The 15,396-nt window shown below is 56.3% G+C and carries 13 protein-coding genes; 2 read left to right on the top strand and 11 right to left on the bottom strand.

Annotated elements, in window-relative coordinates; translation table 11 throughout:
- Nucleotides 1-2: 2 nt before the first annotated feature.
- The 9 genes from yejF to M8013_RS16160 form a co-directional block, all read right to left on the bottom strand.
- A complete protein-coding gene (gene yejF / locus M8013_RS16200; RefSeq protein WP_271268821.1) occupies nucleotides 3-1,592 on the bottom strand; it encodes a microcin C ABC transporter ATP-binding protein YejF in 1,590 nt (529 codons plus the stop codon).
- A gap of 1 nt (nucleotide 1,593) precedes the next feature.
- Nucleotides 1,594-2,619, bottom strand: coding sequence for an ABC transporter permease (locus M8013_RS16195; protein WP_271268820.1), 1,026 nt, complete (start codon nucleotides 2,617-2,619; stop codon nucleotides 1,594-1,596).
- Complete coding sequence (locus M8013_RS16190) at nucleotides 2,619-3,713, bottom strand: microcin C ABC transporter permease YejB (protein ID WP_271268819.1); 1,095 nt, start codon at nucleotides 3,711-3,713, stop codon at nucleotides 2,619-2,621. The genes M8013_RS16195 and M8013_RS16190 overlap by 1 nt, the downstream gene beginning before the upstream one ends.
- A 9-nt stretch (nucleotides 3,714-3,722) precedes the next feature.
- Nucleotides 3,723-5,528 carry an extracellular solute-binding protein gene (locus tag M8013_RS16185; protein ID WP_271268818.1) on the bottom strand — a complete coding sequence of 602 codons (1,806 nt, stop codon included), beginning with the start codon at nucleotides 5,526-5,528 and terminating at the stop codon, nucleotides 3,723-3,725.
- 89 nt (nucleotides 5,529-5,617) lie between these two features.
- Complete coding sequence (locus M8013_RS16180) at nucleotides 5,618-7,174, bottom strand: cyclic di-GMP phosphodiesterase (protein WP_271268817.1); 1,557 nt, start codon at nucleotides 7,172-7,174, stop codon at nucleotides 5,618-5,620.
- A gap of 188 nt (nucleotides 7,175-7,362) precedes the next feature.
- Entirely contained in the window at nucleotides 7,363-7,929 is a 567-nt protein-coding gene (gene mepS, locus M8013_RS16175; protein WP_271268816.1) for a bifunctional murein DD-endopeptidase/murein LD-carboxypeptidase, read from the bottom strand.
- Nucleotides 7,930-8,370: 441 nt separating this feature from the next.
- A complete protein-coding gene (locus tag M8013_RS16170; protein WP_418939546.1) occupies nucleotides 8,371-9,060 on the bottom strand; it encodes a phosphatase PAP2 family protein in 690 nt (229 codons plus the stop codon).
- Between the two features lie 34 nt (nucleotides 9,061-9,094).
- Complete coding sequence (locus M8013_RS16165; protein WP_271268814.1) at nucleotides 9,095-10,081, bottom strand: CobW family GTP-binding protein; 987 nt, start codon at nucleotides 10,079-10,081, stop codon at nucleotides 9,095-9,097.
- A gap of 124 nt (nucleotides 10,082-10,205) precedes the next feature.
- Nucleotides 10,206-11,672, bottom strand: coding sequence for a mannitol dehydrogenase family protein (locus M8013_RS16160; RefSeq protein ID WP_271268813.1), 1,467 nt, complete (start codon nucleotides 11,670-11,672; stop codon nucleotides 10,206-10,208).
- 205 nt (nucleotides 11,673-11,877) lie between these two features.
- On the opposite strand from M8013_RS16160, the gene uxuA reads away from it, so the two are divergent.
- On the top strand, nucleotides 11,878-13,068 hold the full coding sequence (gene uxuA, locus M8013_RS16155; protein WP_271268812.1) for a mannonate dehydratase: 1,191 nt from the start codon (nucleotides 11,878-11,880) through the stop codon (nucleotides 13,066-13,068).
- Between the two features lie 126 nt (nucleotides 13,069-13,194).
- Here uxuA and yeiP read toward each other — a convergent pair whose 3' ends face one another.
- Nucleotides 13,195-13,767: an elongation factor P-like protein YeiP gene (gene yeiP, locus M8013_RS16150; RefSeq protein ID WP_271268811.1), complete on the bottom strand. Its 573-nt coding sequence runs from the start codon at nucleotides 13,765-13,767 to the stop codon at nucleotides 13,195-13,197.
- A 164-nt stretch (nucleotides 13,768-13,931) separates the two neighbouring features.
- On the opposite strand from yeiP, the gene M8013_RS16145 reads away from it, so the two are divergent.
- Nucleotides 13,932-14,186, top strand: coding sequence for a YkgJ family cysteine cluster protein (locus M8013_RS16145; RefSeq protein WP_271268810.1), 255 nt, complete (start codon nucleotides 13,932-13,934; stop codon nucleotides 14,184-14,186).
- Here M8013_RS16145 and setB read toward each other — a convergent pair.
- The gene (setB, locus tag M8013_RS16140; protein ID WP_271268809.1) at nucleotides 14,183-15,364 is read right to left on the bottom strand and encodes a sugar efflux transporter SetB; all 1,182 of its coding nucleotides are present in this window, start codon (nucleotides 15,362-15,364) and stop codon (nucleotides 14,183-14,185) included. The genes M8013_RS16145 and setB overlap by 4 nt on opposite strands.
- Nucleotides 15,365-15,396: the final 32 nt, after the last annotated feature.

The following is a 15,396-nucleotide window of genomic DNA, read 5'->3' as shown; positions in this document are numbered from 1 at the left end:
CGTCAGCGCAACGCTAACAGCTGACGCGTATACGCCTGCGTCGGCGCGGCAAACACGCGCTGGCATTCCCCCTGCTCGACCACCTCTCCCTCACGCAACACAATCACCTGATGGCAAAGTGCGCGTACGACCTGCAGGTCATGGCTGATAAAAATATAGGCCAGTCGGTGCTTTTCCTGTAAATCCTTCAGCAATGCCAGAATTTGCGCCTGTACGGTCTTGTCGAGCGACGACGTGGGTTCGTCGAGGATAATCAGCTCCGGGCGTAGGATCAGCGCGCGGGCGATGGCGATGCGTTGACGCTGCCCACCGGAGAAAGCCGCCGGATAGCGATGGCGAGTCTCAGGATCGAGCCCCACTTCACGCATCACGGTAATCACTTCCTCTTCACGCGCCTGCAGGCTCAGACCTGGCTGATGGACGCGTAGACCCTCTTCGATAATTTGCTGCACGTTAAGGCGCGGGTTGAGCGAGGAGTTAGGATCCTGAAAAACCACCTGCATCCGGTGACGGACGGGCAGCATTTGCCGACGATCCCAGTTGTGCAGCGGCTGATCGTCAAACAAAATCGTCCCCTGGGAGGCAATCAGACGCAGCAGCGCCAGCCCGGTCGTGCTCTTACCGGAGCCGGATTCGCCCACCAGCCCCAGCGTTTCCCCGGGACGCAATGTAAAGCTGACGTTGTTCAGCACCTGTTTATTCTCTACTACCCGACGCAGCAGGCCCTTGCGGACCGGAAACGCCACCGACAGATCCTCGACCCGCAGCAGCGGCTGGGCATCCTGCGCCAGCGGCACCGGATCGCCTGACGGCTCGCTGTCGAGCAGCCGCTGGGTGTAGGGGTGCTGCGGGGCCGCAAACAGTGACGAGGTGGTGTTCTGCTCCACGCAGCGCCCGTTCTGCATCACCGCGACCCGGTCGGCAAGTTTTTTCACAATGCTGAGGTTGTGGGTGATAAACAGCAGGCTCATGTTCAGCTCGTCGCGCAGTTCACGCAGCAGCTGCAGGATCTGCGCCTGCACCGTCACGTCCAGCGCGGTAGTCGGTTCATCGGCAATCAGCAGTTCCGGACGGGTGAGTAATGCCATGGCGATCATCACCCGCTGGCGTTCACCGCCGGAAAGCTGATGCGGAAAATCGCCGAGCCGTTTCGCCGCATTGCGGATCCCGGTGCGTTCCAGGCAGTCGAGCATCTCGCCGCGCGCCGCCTCTTTGCGCATGCCGCGGTGCAGGGACAGCACTTCATAGAGCTGCTTTTCCAGGGTGTGCAGCGGGTTAAGCGATACCATCGGCTCCTGGAAAATCATCGCGATCTTGTTGCCGCGCACGCCGCGTAGCGTACGCTCGTCAGCATGCAGCAGCGACTGGCCGCGAAACAGAATATCGCCCTGCGGATAAACCACGGGGGGAGTGGGGAGCAGGCGCAGTATCGACAGCGCCGTCACGCTCTTACCCGAGCCTGATTCGCCCACCAGCGCCAGCGTTTCGCCTTCGGCAATCTGCAGGGAGATATCGCTTACCACGGGGCGGGTTTCATCCTGCTGACGAAAGGCGATGGAGAGCGCGTCAATGTGAAGAAGGGGCTGCGTCATCTTATACCGCCTTGTTAGGGTCAAAGGCATCGCGTACCGCTTCGCCAATAAAAATCAGCAGCGACAGCAGCACGGCCACCGACAGGAAGGCGGTGATCCCGAGCCACGGCGCCTGCAAATTATTCTTGCCCTGCAGCAGTAGCTCGCCCAGCGAAGGGGAACCCAGCGGCAGACCAAAGCCGAGAAAATCGAGGGAGGTGAGGGTGGTTATCGAGCTGCACAAAATAAACGGCAGGAAGGTCAGCGTCGCCACCATCGCATTGGGCAGCATGTGGCGGAAAATAATCCCGCGATCGCTGACCCCCAGCGCCTGCGCCGCGCGAATATAGTCGAAGTTACGGGTGCGTAAAAACTCCGCCCGGACCACGCCCACCAGCGCCATCCAGCCAAACAACACCGTAATACCCAGCAGCCACCAGAAGTTAGGCTGCACCACGCTTGAGAGCAAAATGATTAAAAACAGCGTCGGCATCCCGGACCAGACTTCTATGAAGCGCTGACCCCAGAGGTCGATTTTACCGCCGTAGTAACCCTGGACCGCCCCGGCCAGCACCCCCATCACGCTGGAAAAAAGGGTCAGCATCAGGCCGAAGAGGATTGAAATCCGCGTGCCGTACAGAATGCGCGCCAGTACATCGCCGCCGTTGGCATCGGTGCCCAGCCAGTTTTGCGCCGAAGGTGGGGACGGGAAGGGGGTCTCAGTGGCAAAGTTGATGCTGTTGGCACCAAAGCGCACCGGCGCCCACAACACCCAGCCACGCGCGTCCAGCTGCGCACGCAGCCACGGGTCCTGATAATCTGCCGCGGTGGCAAACGGGCCGCCGAAATCTCGCTCGCTGTAATCTTTCACCACCGGCACGTACCAGCGATCGTCAAAATGCACCAGCAGCGGCTTATCGTTGGCCACGATCTCAGAACACAGGCTGAGGATGAAAAACAGGGCGAAAATCCACAGCGACCAGTAGCCACGACGGTTATGGCGAAAACGTGCCCAGCGGGCCTGGTTAACAGGGCTTAAACGCAGCATCAGCGGCCCTCAAAGTCGATACGCGGATCGACCAGCGTGTAGCAAATATCACTGAGGATATTCAGCAGCAGGCCAATCAGCGTGAAAATATAGAGCGTGCCAAACATCACCGGATAGTCACGCGAGACGGTCGCCTCGTAGCCGAGCAGGCCGAGGCCGTTAAGGGAGAACATCACCTCGATGAGCAGCGAGCCGGTAAAGAACATGCTGATAAAGGTGGCGGGAAAACCGGCAATCACCAGCAGCATCGCGTTGCGGAAAATATGCGTCCACAGAATGCGCCGCTCGCTCACCCCTTTGGCGCGGGCGGTCACCACATACTGCTTGCGGATCTCGTCGAGAAAGGCGTTTTTGGTCAACATGGTCAGCGCCGCAAAGCCGCCGATCACCGTCGCCAGCACCGGCAGGGTGATGTGCCAGAGATAATCGGTGATCTTTTTGTACCACGGCAGGCTGCTGAAGTCGGTCGACACCAGTCCGCGCAGCGGGAAGAGATCCAGGTAGCTGCCGCCGGCAAAAAAGACGATCAGCAGCACCGCGAACAAAAACGCCGGGATCGCATAGCCGACAATAATAAACGTGCTGCTCCAGATATCGAACCGGCTTCCGTTATCCACCGCTTTACGGATGCCGAGCGGGATCGAGACAAGGTAGATAATCAACGTACCCCACAGCCCCAGCGTAATGGATACCGGCAGGCTCTCTTTGATCAGATGCAGCACCGAGGCGCTGCGGAACAGGCTGTCGCCAAAATCGAAACGCACGTAGTCCCACAGCATTTTGAAATAGCGCTCATGCAGCGGCTTATCAAAACCGTAACGCTGGGTGATCTCGGCGATCACCTCGGGATCGAGTCCGCGCCCGCCGCGATACTGGCTTTCATTGATATTGCCGACCCCGGTGCGGGCATGGCTGGCGCGTAACCCTTCGCCACCCCCGCCGGGCAGCGTGCCGCTGTTACCGAATTCAATGGCGGCGATAGCCTGGTCGACCGGGCCGCCAGGGGCAATTTGCACAATAAAAAAGTTGATGGTGATAATGGCCCACAGAGTGGGGATCACCAGCAGCAAGCGACGAAATAAATAAGCGCCCATTGTTATTCCTTAACGCCGTTCGGCGGGTAATTTCGCCGCTTTGTTAACGTCATACCACCAGTTTTCAAACCCCAGTGCGTACACCGGGCGCTGGGCGGGAAGCGAGAACTTATCCCAGTGGGCGACTCGGTCCTGCCCCATAAACCACATTGGCAGCATGTAATGGTTCCAGGTCAGCACCCGGTCGAGCGCCCGTCCCAGCGGCAGCAGTTTTTCTTTATTGCCCTGTGCGGCGACGATTTGGGCGATCAGAGCATCGACCGCCGGGTTTTTCACCCCCGGCGCGTTGTAGGTTGAATCAATATATTGCGAAGCCCAGGAGATCTGCAGATCGGTACTCGGCCACGGCATGGCCCGCCACAGGCGCGGCATCATGTCGTAATCACGGTTACGCATTCGGTTGGTGATTTGCGAATTATCCACCTGACGGATGTTCAGGGTAATGCCCAGCCGTTCAAGATTGTGCTGGAACGGCAGCACCCACTGGTTGTTGCCCCCGGAGGAGAGCAACAGTTCAAAACTCAGCGGCTTGCCGGTTTTCGTGTTAATCCGCTTCTTATTTTCAATCTCCCACCCGGCCTCATCCAGCAACTTGCTGGCCTGCAGCAGGTTATCGCGGTCGAAGCCGTCACCTTTTGAGCGCGGCGGCTGGTAGATTGTGGTGAACACCTCAGGGGGAACCGCCTCTTTCAGCGGAGCAAGCAGCGTCAGCTCGGCGGCATCCGGGTAGCCGTGTGCGGCATATTCGGTATTCTGGAAATAGCTGTTCACCCGGCTATAGGCGCTGTAAAACAGCGCTTTGTTCATCCACTCAAAATCGAAGGCGAGGGTGATCGCCTGACGCACGCGGCTATCGCTGAATACCGGGCGCTGAATATTAAACGCCAGCCAGCGTGTATCCTGGGCGGAGTCATTCTTTAACGCCTCTTTGACGATGTAGCCGCGACTGAAGTTTTTGCCGTTGTAGCGCGTCGCCCAGTTTTTGGCGCTGCTCTCTACCCGCATATCAAATGCGCCCGCTTTAAACGCCTCGAATGCCACATTGTCGTCGAGATAATAGTCATAGCGCAGGGTGTCAAAGTTCCAGCGTCCGCGGTTAACCGGCAGGTTGGCTGCCCAGTAATCTTTCACCCGGGAGTAAATCAGATACTGGCCCATCCGCCAGTGGGTGATGCGATATGGCCCGCCTGCCAAAGGCGGGGTGGACAGGGGATCGCTGAGCTTATGATCCTTCCAGAACTTTTCCGGCATCACCGGCAGCGTCAGCAGGCTCAGCATGTCTTCTTTATTTGGATGAGTGAGGGTAATGCGTACGGTCAGCGGGGCGATAGCGCTGACCGTGGCACCTTTATAAACCAGACGAAACTGCGGCACGCCTTCGGTCATAAATTTGTGAAAGGTAAAGGCGACATCGCTGGCCTTTACCGGGGTGCCGTCATGAAAGCGCGCCTGCGGATTGAGGGTCAGCTCCATCCACGAAAAGTCATCGGCATAGCGCGCCATCTCTGCTACCAGCGGATAATAGCTGCCCGGCTCGTCGTCAGAGGTGGTGAAGAGGGTATCGTAGAGCGCGTCCGTGCGCTCGGCCGCCACGCCGCGTAGAGCGTAGCGGTTGAAGTTGTCGAAGGTACCGTTAGCCGACAGGGTCACACCGCCGCCCTTTGGTGCGGCCGGGTTAACGTAATCGAAATGGTCGAAGTTAATGGCGTATTTTGGCTCGCCAATAACCGCAAAGGCGAAGCTCTCTTTAATAGTTTGCGCCTGACAAAGTCCACTTATCATCGCAATCAGCAGCACCACCGCGCGCACAATCATTCCGCTACGTATTCCTTTTTTGTTGTGACCCGCAGGCAGCGGACCGGTTGATTATCTGAATAATAAGTGAGGTCGCGGGGGTTGTGAAATTATTCCCCGTCCAGTTGAACATCGGGCTCCCAGACCATCAGCTGATCCAGGCGCATCGGGCGGCTGATCCAGTACCCCTGCAGCAGGCTGACACCGTGCTCACGCAGCCATTTTGCCTGTTCGGGCGTCTCGACCCCTTCTGCTACCGTCACCATATTCAGACGGCGGGCCAGGGTCAGCACCGTATCCAGTACCGGCGAGGTGACGGTTTCGGTACCAATAGCGTTAATGAAACCCCGATCGATTTTGAGATAGTCCATGGTAAAGCGCTCCAGATAAATCAGCGCGCTGTGCCCGGTACCAAAATCATCTATCGCTACTTCAAATCCTTCCAGATGCAGCCACTCAAACAGCTTGGTCGCTTCCATCTGGTTGAGCATGTCGCGCTCGGTAATTTCGAGCACCAGCTGGAAATGATCCGGCGGCAATGAGGCGGCGAACTGGCGCATATCCTCTTTAAAACTGTCGGCGTGCAGGTGGCCAGGCGCGATGTTGATCCCCAGCTTGGCACCCGGCGGCAGCCGTTTCTTCAACATTGGCGCATCACGCTTGATCAGGTCGAAAAGGTGCAGCGTCAACGGCACGATCAGCTTCTGGGCTTCGGCAAAATTAATAAACGCATCCGGCGGGATTTCTCCGGCACCGGGATGGTTCCAGCGCATCAGCACTTCTACGCCGCGCATCTCTAAATCTTGCGCATCCACCACCGGCTGATAAACCACGTAAAACTGATTCTGCTTGATGGCAGTGAGGATCTCTTTGCGCGGATTGGCGCGAGTGATGATGACGAAGTAGGCGAGCGCACTGGCGAAAATGCCGCAGATCAGGCCAAACAGCAGGGCAAACTGCAGCTCTTCCAGCATCCAGGTGTCGGCGTACAGATAGATTTTAAGCGGCAGCCCTTGCAGCTGCACCGAGCGCACGGGCTGGCCATGTAAATCAGTAGCCAGCAGTGGCTGGTCCGAATAGCTGGTAAACGCCATATTGCCGATAACCAGCGCCACCCCGGTAAATTCATTCTGGCGGGTGGTATCCAGAATATAGGGCATCAGGTTGACGTTAATAGAGGTAAAGACGCCGCCGTTTGCCAGCAGCGGATTACTGACCCACAGCAAAATGGCCGGTTTTGCCGGCATCATCGGCGTACCGGGCAGCAGGGCCATGTCCACCTCTTTACTCATGTCGATAGACGGCACCAGCTCCGCGAGCGGCATTAGCATCGATCCCGTGGCTGAGGAGCAAAAGGCGACTTTATCTTTAACCAGCAGAAAGGCACGGACGTTGAGGCTGAATGAGGCGCGGGAAGTGAGTTCAGATCGAATATCGGCGCACTGACTTAGCGTCAGGGGCTGCAACATATCAATGGAGCGGCGCAGCTCGGCAAAATAGTTGTTCATATAGCCGCCAAGACCGCTGATCAGGCTATCGTATCTGACTTCCTGTTTATGGTGGCTCATTAAAAACTGCGATCCCCCGCTGAGCAGGGCGACAAGCAGACCGATAATCAGGCTGAGGAACAGCGCTTTTCGACGGGAGGATAAATAGCGGGTGAACATAAACGTTAATCCTGATATGCCGCTCGCGTCATCTTGACGGCTAAACTCACGTAACTACACGACTATAGCCTGGAACGGCCAGACCCGCGTCAGATGGAGACATATCGCAGATCGTAATACAAAAAAAGCACTGCCGTAGCAGTGCTTTTATGCTGGGCTGTCAGCCAAGGGAAACGGACAGCACAGAGTTAGGTACGGGTCAGAACACGACGCGCTTCATTGTAGCGCTTCTTCCAGTATGGCTCGTTCATACTGGAGATCGTCACACCGCTGCTGGTGGACGCGTGAACAAACTGGTCGTTACCAATATAGATGCCGACATGGCGGCCGGTTGAACCCGCACGGAAGAGCACTAAATCACCGGTGCGTAAGCTGCCACGCGAGATAGATTTGCCCATTTCCTGTTGTTCATACGTTGAACGCGGAAGTTCTAAACCAAACTGCTCGCGGAACGTACGCTGTACGAAGCCGGAACAATCAATACCTTTTCTGGTTTCACCGCCAAGGCGGTAACGCACGCCTTTCCAGCTGGCGTACTGGTCCATAAGTTTGGATTTGATATCCAAATTACTGACCATCTTTTCAAATTCATCCTGAGAGGCTTGCAGTGAAGAGTTATCTTCCGAACCCACAACACGCGTCTCAGGATGCATATTCTTTGCGGTATTGGTGGTACAAGCCGAAAGCAGAACCGCTACTGCTATCGCCGGGATTACCCGTGAGATGTATCTCAAAATCGGTTGAGATTTGACCATGTTGTTTATTATCCCTTGAAGTCCTTAACGACCTTTATCGTTATAAAAAAATGCCAAGCGAGACGAGACTAAATACCTGCGCACAATGAGACAATTCTTTATGGTCAAATCTGTGGCGAAACGCACAAATTTATTTACATTAAAAAATAATAACCGCGCTGGGGTAAAACGAGTTTGAGATTACCCCATCGGACGGGGCATTGCGAGCAATAATATCCATTTTTTATAAGAAAAAGTGATACCTAAAGTCACCGGGCGGGAAAGCGAAACACAACCATTACGCTGGTTAATAATTGTGCAACTCGTTCATTTTTCGAGGGATTGTTTTCGTCGCAATCGGATATTTCGGAAATGAGAGGGTGAAGAATCACCCTCGGTCATTAAATATTCGGTAATGGTTGTTGTTAATAACGGTGCGAAATTTGTTTTAAGTTTGTTGTATTAACCAGGTAAATAACGATCGAATAAAGCAATAACGCGATCGCTTAAGGGGGTCATCAGACACCAGGGAAGACCAATCAGGGCGACCGAAAGTGAGCCAACGGCAATATCACTGAACCAGTGCGCACCGATCATTACACGCGGGAAAGCAAAAACTATAAAAATAATCAGGGCTAATACGAAAGTCTTACGGCCAAAATATCGCCACATAAAAGCGGAGAAAATAAGCAGCATCATGCCGTGATCGCCAGGGAAACTGTCCTTTGAAGCGTCTTTTGTCGAGATATTCAGCAGCTCGCTGACGCGGTAGATATCCGGGAAGAACAGCGTCGGACTTGAGCGCTTAACCGGGATCAGGGCCTGTGCCAGTTGATTGATCACCACCGCAGCCAGCAGCATCGTCAAACCCATCATCACAATGCGACGGCGTCCGACCGCATTCTCCTGACGCCAGAAGCTCAGCATCAGATAGCCCATTGCCAGCAGCGAACAGGCATCAAACGCGCGGTTGTTGGTGATCGCCACCAACCATAAGAAGGCACGGCTTTTCACCAGCTCCTGGTTAAAGAAGTGGAAAATCCCACTGTCCAGCGGGAACCAGAAACCGTGGTTCACTGGCAGGTACCAGGATAAAAAGAGCGCCAGACCGGCGATATTGAGCAGTAAAATAAGCGGTAATCGGGTTGTCATCATCATGTCGTCAGCAGTTAAAACGGGGGCAACGTTAGTCGCCCGAGGTTAAACGAAGCTTCAACAGGCTGGACTGAAGCACATTCCAGTCGGTGTTAACCGCACTAATTAACTCTATACGGCTATCCGGTGGCGCGACATTCTGCGTTTCGATATGGAAATCAGTCCCCTGACGGTTGACGCGCACCAGCCCTTCGGGAATGCGCATCACCCCTTTTACCCGTTCGACCGGCGCAAGGCGCGCCCACTCCAGCAGGCCGATGGTATCGAAGCAGGTGTCGGCATCAAATACCCAGCCGCAGGCCTGATGCCCCTGGCCGCTGTTCAGGCTGCGACGCCAGCGCTGGTGCGCGGGCAGGCTCAATGCTGCCAGACCCTGTTTATCGCCACCACCGTGTGAATGCTCCGCGCTGGCAGGTAATTCGGCGACGTTACGCCGCGGCAGGTCGAGGAGGGCATTATCAATATTGCCCTGCGTGGTGTGCAGCAGTTGGCGGTCGCCGCCAAAATGCTGCCACCAGAGTTCCAGCGCGGCACGGCTGTCGGCGGTGGCGCGGTCATCTTTATTGGCAATGATGATGTCGGCGGCGGCAAGCTGATCGCGGAAGTTATCGTTCTGGACGCTTTTCTCATCCAGCAGCTGGCGCGTGTCGAGCAGGCACAGGGTGGCGCGCAGGTCTATCCACGGCTCATACACCGGGGCGGTCAGCAGGTCGAGGATCTGTTTTGGATGACCGAGGCCCGTGGGCTCAATCAGTAAACGGTCTGGTTTGCCCTGACGCAGCAGGGTATTCAGCCCTACCTGCATCGGTAAACCATTCACGCAGCACATGCACCCGCCTGGGATCTCCTTAATCAGAGCCCCGCTTTCGGCCAGCAGCGCGCCGTCGATACCGACCTCGCCAAACTCATTGACCAGTACGGCCCATTTTTCGTCAGGATCTTTGTTGGCCAGCAGGTGCAAAATCGACGTGGTTTTTCCGCTACCGAGGAAACCGGTGATCAGGTTGGTTTTAGTCACATGTGCTCCAGGAGTGATAAATGTAATGCTATAACAATTATCAGTAATCCTGGCGCAAAAGAACAGCGTTGAGAAGGGAAGAAGCGAACGGGAAGACGCCCGTTCGCGTATCAGGTACCGATCGTTAAAGATTCAGCGTATCAATAACAGCCTGCCGGGCGCCCGACTGGCTGATGCGCTGCCAAGCCTGAGTGACGGCCTCGACAAACAGCGGATCCTGCGGCAGGTCGTTGCCGAAGATTTCACTGAGCGTCAGCAAGGCCGTGACACGTTCCTGCTCGCTGCTGTTGGCGACAAGGGCGCGGATTTTATCGCTGAGCGGATCGCGCACGTCGATGGCGTTGCCTGCATCATCCACGCCGCTGACGTAGCGCATCCAACCGGCTACACCGAGCGCCAGCAGCGGCCAGGCGGTATTGTGCTGGCGATGAATTCGCACGCTCTCGAGCATTCGCTGCGGGAGCTTCTGGCTGCCGTCCATCGCAATCTGCCAGGTACGGTGCTGCAACGCCGGATTCGCAAAACGGTCGATCAGGCTGTCGGCATAGGCAGTGAGATCCACTCCGGTGATGCGCAGGGTCGGGGCCTGTTCGTTCAGCATCAGGCGGCGAGCGGCTTCGCGCAGGCTGGCATCGGCCATGCAGTCGTTGATATGAGCGTACCCGGCCAGATAGCCCAGGTAGGCCAGGAAAGAGTGGCTGCCGTTAAGCATGCGCAGCTTCATCTGTTCCCACGGCAGGACGTCCTGCACCATTTGCACGCCGGCGGCTTCCCACTCAGGGCGACCGGCGACGAAATTGTCTTCGATAACCCACTGGATAAAGGGTTCGCAACTGATGGCGCACGGATCCTCAACGCCCACTTCACGGGCAATTTCTGCCAGCGTCGCGTCGGTGGCGGCGGGAACGATGCGGTCAACCATGGTACCAGGGAAGCTCACGTGATCCGCAATCCACGTTGCCAGCTCCGGCGAGCGCTTGTGGGCCATCCCCAGTACCGCGTTTTTCACCACGTGGCCGTTATCAGGAATGTTATCGCACGAGAGGACGCTGAACGCCGACAGGCCCCGCGTGCGGCGGCGATGTAAGGCTTCGACCAGGATCCCCGGCGCGGAGTGCGGCTGATCCGGGTTTTCCAGATCGTGAATAATGCGTTCATTATGGATATCCAGCGCGCCGGTGGCCGGATCAATGCAATAGCCTTTTTCGGTGATCGTCAGGGAGACAATCGCCACCTGCGGCTCGCAAAACTTTTCAATGATCGCCGCCAGTGAATCCAGCTTCGCGTTCAGGCACTCATGCACCGCCCCGACGATAATCGGCTGATTTCCGTCGGCACCTTTCTCCAGCACCGTAAACAGATGGTCCTGGGCACGCAGCTGGCTCATCAGCGTATCGCCGCTAAACAGGCTAATCTCACATATCCCCCAGTCGCCGCCTTTGGCGTTCAGCACCCGGTCAGTCAGTAACGCCTGATGGGCGCGATGGAAGGCGCCAAAGCCGAAATGCACGATGCGGGAGCGCAGCTTCTGGCGATCGTACTGCGGCTGCAGTACATGAGCGGGTAGCGTGGCGGAGGCAATTGTCTTCATGAAATAAACACCTGATTAACCGTTAATTAACAATCTCAGTGTAAAGTTATATGACAGCAAATTGAATTGGTAAGCCGGAATTATCCGGGAACTGTGAGATAGATCAATCAATCTGGCGAGGCGCGTTGACCCTTATTCGCAAGCCTGTATGGTAGTCGTCATCGTGGTCATTCATATTGGTATAACAACTTTAGAGGGCGAAGCAATGGAACAAACATGGCGTTGGTACGGGCCAAAAGATCCGGTTTCTCTTGATGATGTGCGTCAGGCAGGCGCAACGGGCGTCGTGACGGCGCTGCACCACATACCTAACGGGCAAGTGTGGCCGGTAGAGGATATCAAGCAGCGTCAGGCACTGCTGGCAGAGAAAGGGCTGACCTGGTCCGTGGTCGAAAGTATCCCGGTTCACGAAGAGATCAAAACGCACTCGGGCGACTACGCCACCTGGATTGCCAACTATCAGCAGAGCATTCGCAACCTGGCGGCCTGCGGCATTGATACCGTGTGCTACAACTTTATGCCAATCCTCGACTGGACGCGTACCGATCTGGAGTACGAACTGCCGGATGGCTCCAAAGCGCTGCGTTTCGACCAGATTGCCTTTGCCGCCTTTGAGCTGCACATCCTCAAGCGCGAAGGCGCTACGGCGGATTACAGCGCAGAAGAGCAGCAGCAGGCGCAGGCGTGGTTTAACGCCGCCAGTGACGCTGATATCGAAAAACTGACCCGCAATATTATTGCCGGTCTGCCGGGTGCGGAAGAGGGCTATACCCTCGATCAGTTCCGCGCGCGTCTGGCCGAATACGGCAAGATAGACAAAGCGCAGCTGCAGCAAAATATGGCCCATTTCCTGCGCGCTATCGTGCCGGTGGCTGAAGAAGCCGGCGTGCGCCTGGCGGTTCACCCGGACGATCCACCGCGCCCGATCCTCGGTCTGCCGCGCATTGTCTCGACCATTGAAGATATGCAGTGGCTAAAAGAGGCCGTCGATAGCATTCACAACGGCTTTACCATGTGTACGGGCTCTTATGGCGTGCGCGCCGATAACGACCTGGTGCAGATGATCGACACCTTCGGCGACCGTATTCACTTCACCCATCTGCGTGCTACCTGCCGGGAAGAGAATCCGAAGACCTTCCATGAAGCCGCGCACCTGGGCGGTGACGTCAATATGGTGGCGGTGGTGGATGCGATCCTGCGTGAAGAGCAGCGCCGTAAACAGGCGGGCGATCTGCGTCCGATCCCGTTCCGTCCGGATCACGGCCATCAGATGCTTGACGACCTGCGTAAGAAAACCAATCCGGGCTACTCGGCGATTGGGCGGTTGAAAGGGATGGCGGAAGTGCGCGGCGTAGAGCTGGCGCTGAAGATGACAAAATATCCTGAGCTTCTGTAATGACCTTGCCCGGTGGCGCTGCGCTTACCGGGCCTACAAAAAAACCGGCCAATGAGCCGGTTTTTTTATGCCTGTTTTTGTAGGCCGGGTAAGGCGAAGCCGCCACCCGGCACAAACAGCGCACGATCAGTCAGCACGACCCATATAGCGTTTTTCTTCGATATGGATGCGGATTTTCTCGCCAGCGGAGAGATATTCCGGTACCTGCACAACCAGACCGGTGGTCAGGGTCGCAGGTTTGTTACGTGCACTGGCAGACGCGCCTTTGATGCCCGGTGCTGTATCCACGATTTCCAGATCAACCGTCTGCGGCAGTTCCAGCGCCAGCAGCACGCCGTCCCACGTCAGAACCTGCATATCCGGCATCCCGCCTTCTGGGATGAACAGCAGCTCTTCTTCAATCTGATCTTTGGTGAAGATGAACGGGGTGTAGTCTTCTTTATCCATAAAGACGTATTCGTTGCCGTCAACATAGGAGAAATCAACATAGCGACGGGTCAGGGTAACGGTATCCACGATATCGTCGCCTTTAAAACGTTCTTCAACTTTCAGGCCGGTGCGGACATCGGCAAAACGCATTTTGTACAGCGTTGCGGCACCACGGGCGCTGGGTGCCTGAATGTCGATGTCTTTCACAATCAGCAGCTTGTTGTTGTAGTTCAGCACCATACCTTTCTTAATTTCGTTCGCTCTTGGCATTGCTTTAATCCTGTTAACGGGAAGGTCAAAAATATCGCGTCAAAGTACTCGCGCGCAGCATTTCAGGCAAGCGGAATTCGCGGCTTTTGCTATCAATATATAAAAGGTGTTACTGTGCGCGACACCCCCGCTGATGCGGGTTTCAGTTAACCCGGAGAGCGTATATGGATTGTCGTCCAGACTGCGGAGCCTGCTGCACCGCACCGTCCATTTCGAGCCCCATTCCCGGGATGCCTGATGGCAAGCCTGCCAATACCCCCTGCGTGCAACTCGATGCGCAGCAGCGCTGCAAAATATTCGGCTCGAGCTCGCGCCCGAAAGTCTGCGCAGGGCTACAGCCAGCGTGGGAAATGTGCGGCACCTCGCGTACTCAGGCCATGACCTGGCTGCTGGATCTCGAAGCGCTCACCGCGCCTTAAATATCCTTAATACGCGTCAGGCAGAGCGTAGTAAGGATGCACATCCCCAGCGCAATCCAGAACACGGCGTGATAGCTCCAGAACTCAGCCACTACTCCGGCCACCGATCCGGCGATAATCCAGCCCACGCGGGTGGTATTAGTGTACAAGGTGGTGGCCGCACCCGCCTGGCCTGGCATCAAATCCTGGAAGTAGAGCATGCCGATCCCGGCGAGAATCCCAATATAGATGGCATTCAGCAGTTGTAACCCCAGCAGCACTACCGGCGAGTGGGCGGTCAGCATTCCTGCGTAGAACAGCAGGCCCGCGACGGCAGCGATGCGCATCAGGAAGCGCTTGCCGAAGCGTTTAGCATAATAGCCCGCAATCAGCATGGTCGGGATCTCCAGCCCGGCTGCGGTACCCATCATCACCCCCGCCAGTTTTTCTGACAGGTGCAGTTCATTAATAATGAACAGCGGCATATTAATGATGTACAGGCTGTTGGTGCCCCACATTAAGGTGCAAACCGTAAACAGCAGCAGCGCATCGCGTCGGTTGCGGCGCGGAGACTCGAGCACGCCGGTCGCCAGCTTCGGCTCTTTGCGCATCGACGGCAGGAAGAACCACACCATCACCCCGCAAACCACAAACGCCACCGCTGCGCTGATGTACATCACCGCAAAGCCAAACCCCATCGCCAGCGCATAGGCCAGCGGCGGGCCGATGACCCACGCCAGCGACACCTGCGCACGCAGGATCGAGCTGAACATCACCGCCTCGCGACCGGTGTGGTCGGCATGTTCCCGGGCCAGGGCAAACATCTGCGGGTTGGCGGTCGAACCAAAGCTGCTGAGAAACACCCCGACAAACAGCAGCACAAAATAGTTACGGTTCCAGGCGAACAGCAGGCAGGCAAACACGCCCAGCAGGCAGCAAAAGACAATCAGCGATTTACGATCGCCTTTTCTGTCCGAACGCCCCGCCAGAAACTGGCTGACGAGAATGCCGATAATCGCGCTGCCGGTAAAAAAGAAGCCAACCATTGCCGGACGGGCATGGACCTCGTTAGTCAGGAACAGGCTCAGCGTTGGGGTCTGTAACGCACCGGCGATACCGGTGAGAAAGGCAACAATCAAAAACGCCGATGAGGTCAAATCAAATGATTTGGGAGAGGCAGCCGCGGGGGTTGTGTGCATGTTTCTGTATCAGTGATAGTGAAGAGACGCGG

It is taken from the genome of Silvania confinis (genome assembly GCF_025564085.1).
In the GTDB taxonomy this organism is placed as follows: Bacteria; Pseudomonadota; Gammaproteobacteria; order Enterobacterales; family Enterobacteriaceae; genus Enterobacter; species Enterobacter confinis.
The sequence above is the reverse complement of the archived record's forward strand: the minus strand, read 5'-3'. Positions and strand labels throughout refer to the sequence as shown.

Coding starts and splice junctions, on each gene's coding strand:
- M8013_RS16160 (WP_271268813.1), bottom strand. CDS start 11,672: ATGAAGACAATTGCCTCCGCCACGCTACCCGCTCATGTACTGCAGCCG.
- M8013_RS16190 (WP_271268819.1), bottom strand. CDS start 3,713: ATGGGCGCTTATTTATTTCGTCGCTTGCTGCTGGTGATCCCCACTCTG.
- yeiP (WP_271268811.1), bottom strand. CDS start 13,767: ATGCCAAGAGCGAACGAAATTAAGAAAGGTATGGTGCTGAACTACAAC.
- M8013_RS16145 (WP_271268810.1), top strand. CDS start 13,932: ATGGATTGTCGTCCAGACTGCGGAGCCTGCTGCACCGCACCGTCCATT.
- setB (WP_271268809.1), bottom strand. CDS start 15,364: ATGCACACAACCCCCGCGGCTGCCTCTCCCAAATCATTTGATTTGACC.
- M8013_RS16195 (WP_271268820.1), bottom strand. CDS start 2,619: ATGCTGCGTTTAAGCCCTGTTAACCAGGCCCGCTGGGCACGTTTTCGC.
- mepS (WP_271268816.1), bottom strand. CDS start 7,929: ATGGTCAAATCTCAACCGATTTTGAGATACATCTCACGGGTAATCCCG.
- yejF (WP_271268821.1), bottom strand. CDS start 1,592: ATGACGCAGCCCCTTCTTCACATTGACGCGCTCTCCATCGCCTTTCGT.
- M8013_RS16185 (WP_271268818.1), bottom strand. CDS start 5,528: ATGATTGTGCGCGCGGTGGTGCTGCTGATTGCGATGATAAGTGGACTT.
- uxuA (WP_271268812.1), top strand. CDS start 11,878: ATGGAACAAACATGGCGTTGGTACGGGCCAAAAGATCCGGTTTCTCTT.
- M8013_RS16180 (WP_271268817.1), bottom strand. CDS start 7,174: ATGTTCACCCGCTATTTATCCTCCCGTCGAAAAGCGCTGTTCCTCAGC.
- M8013_RS16170 (WP_418939546.1), bottom strand. CDS start 9,060: ATGACAACCCGATTACCGCTTATTTTACTGCTCAATATCGCCGGTCTG.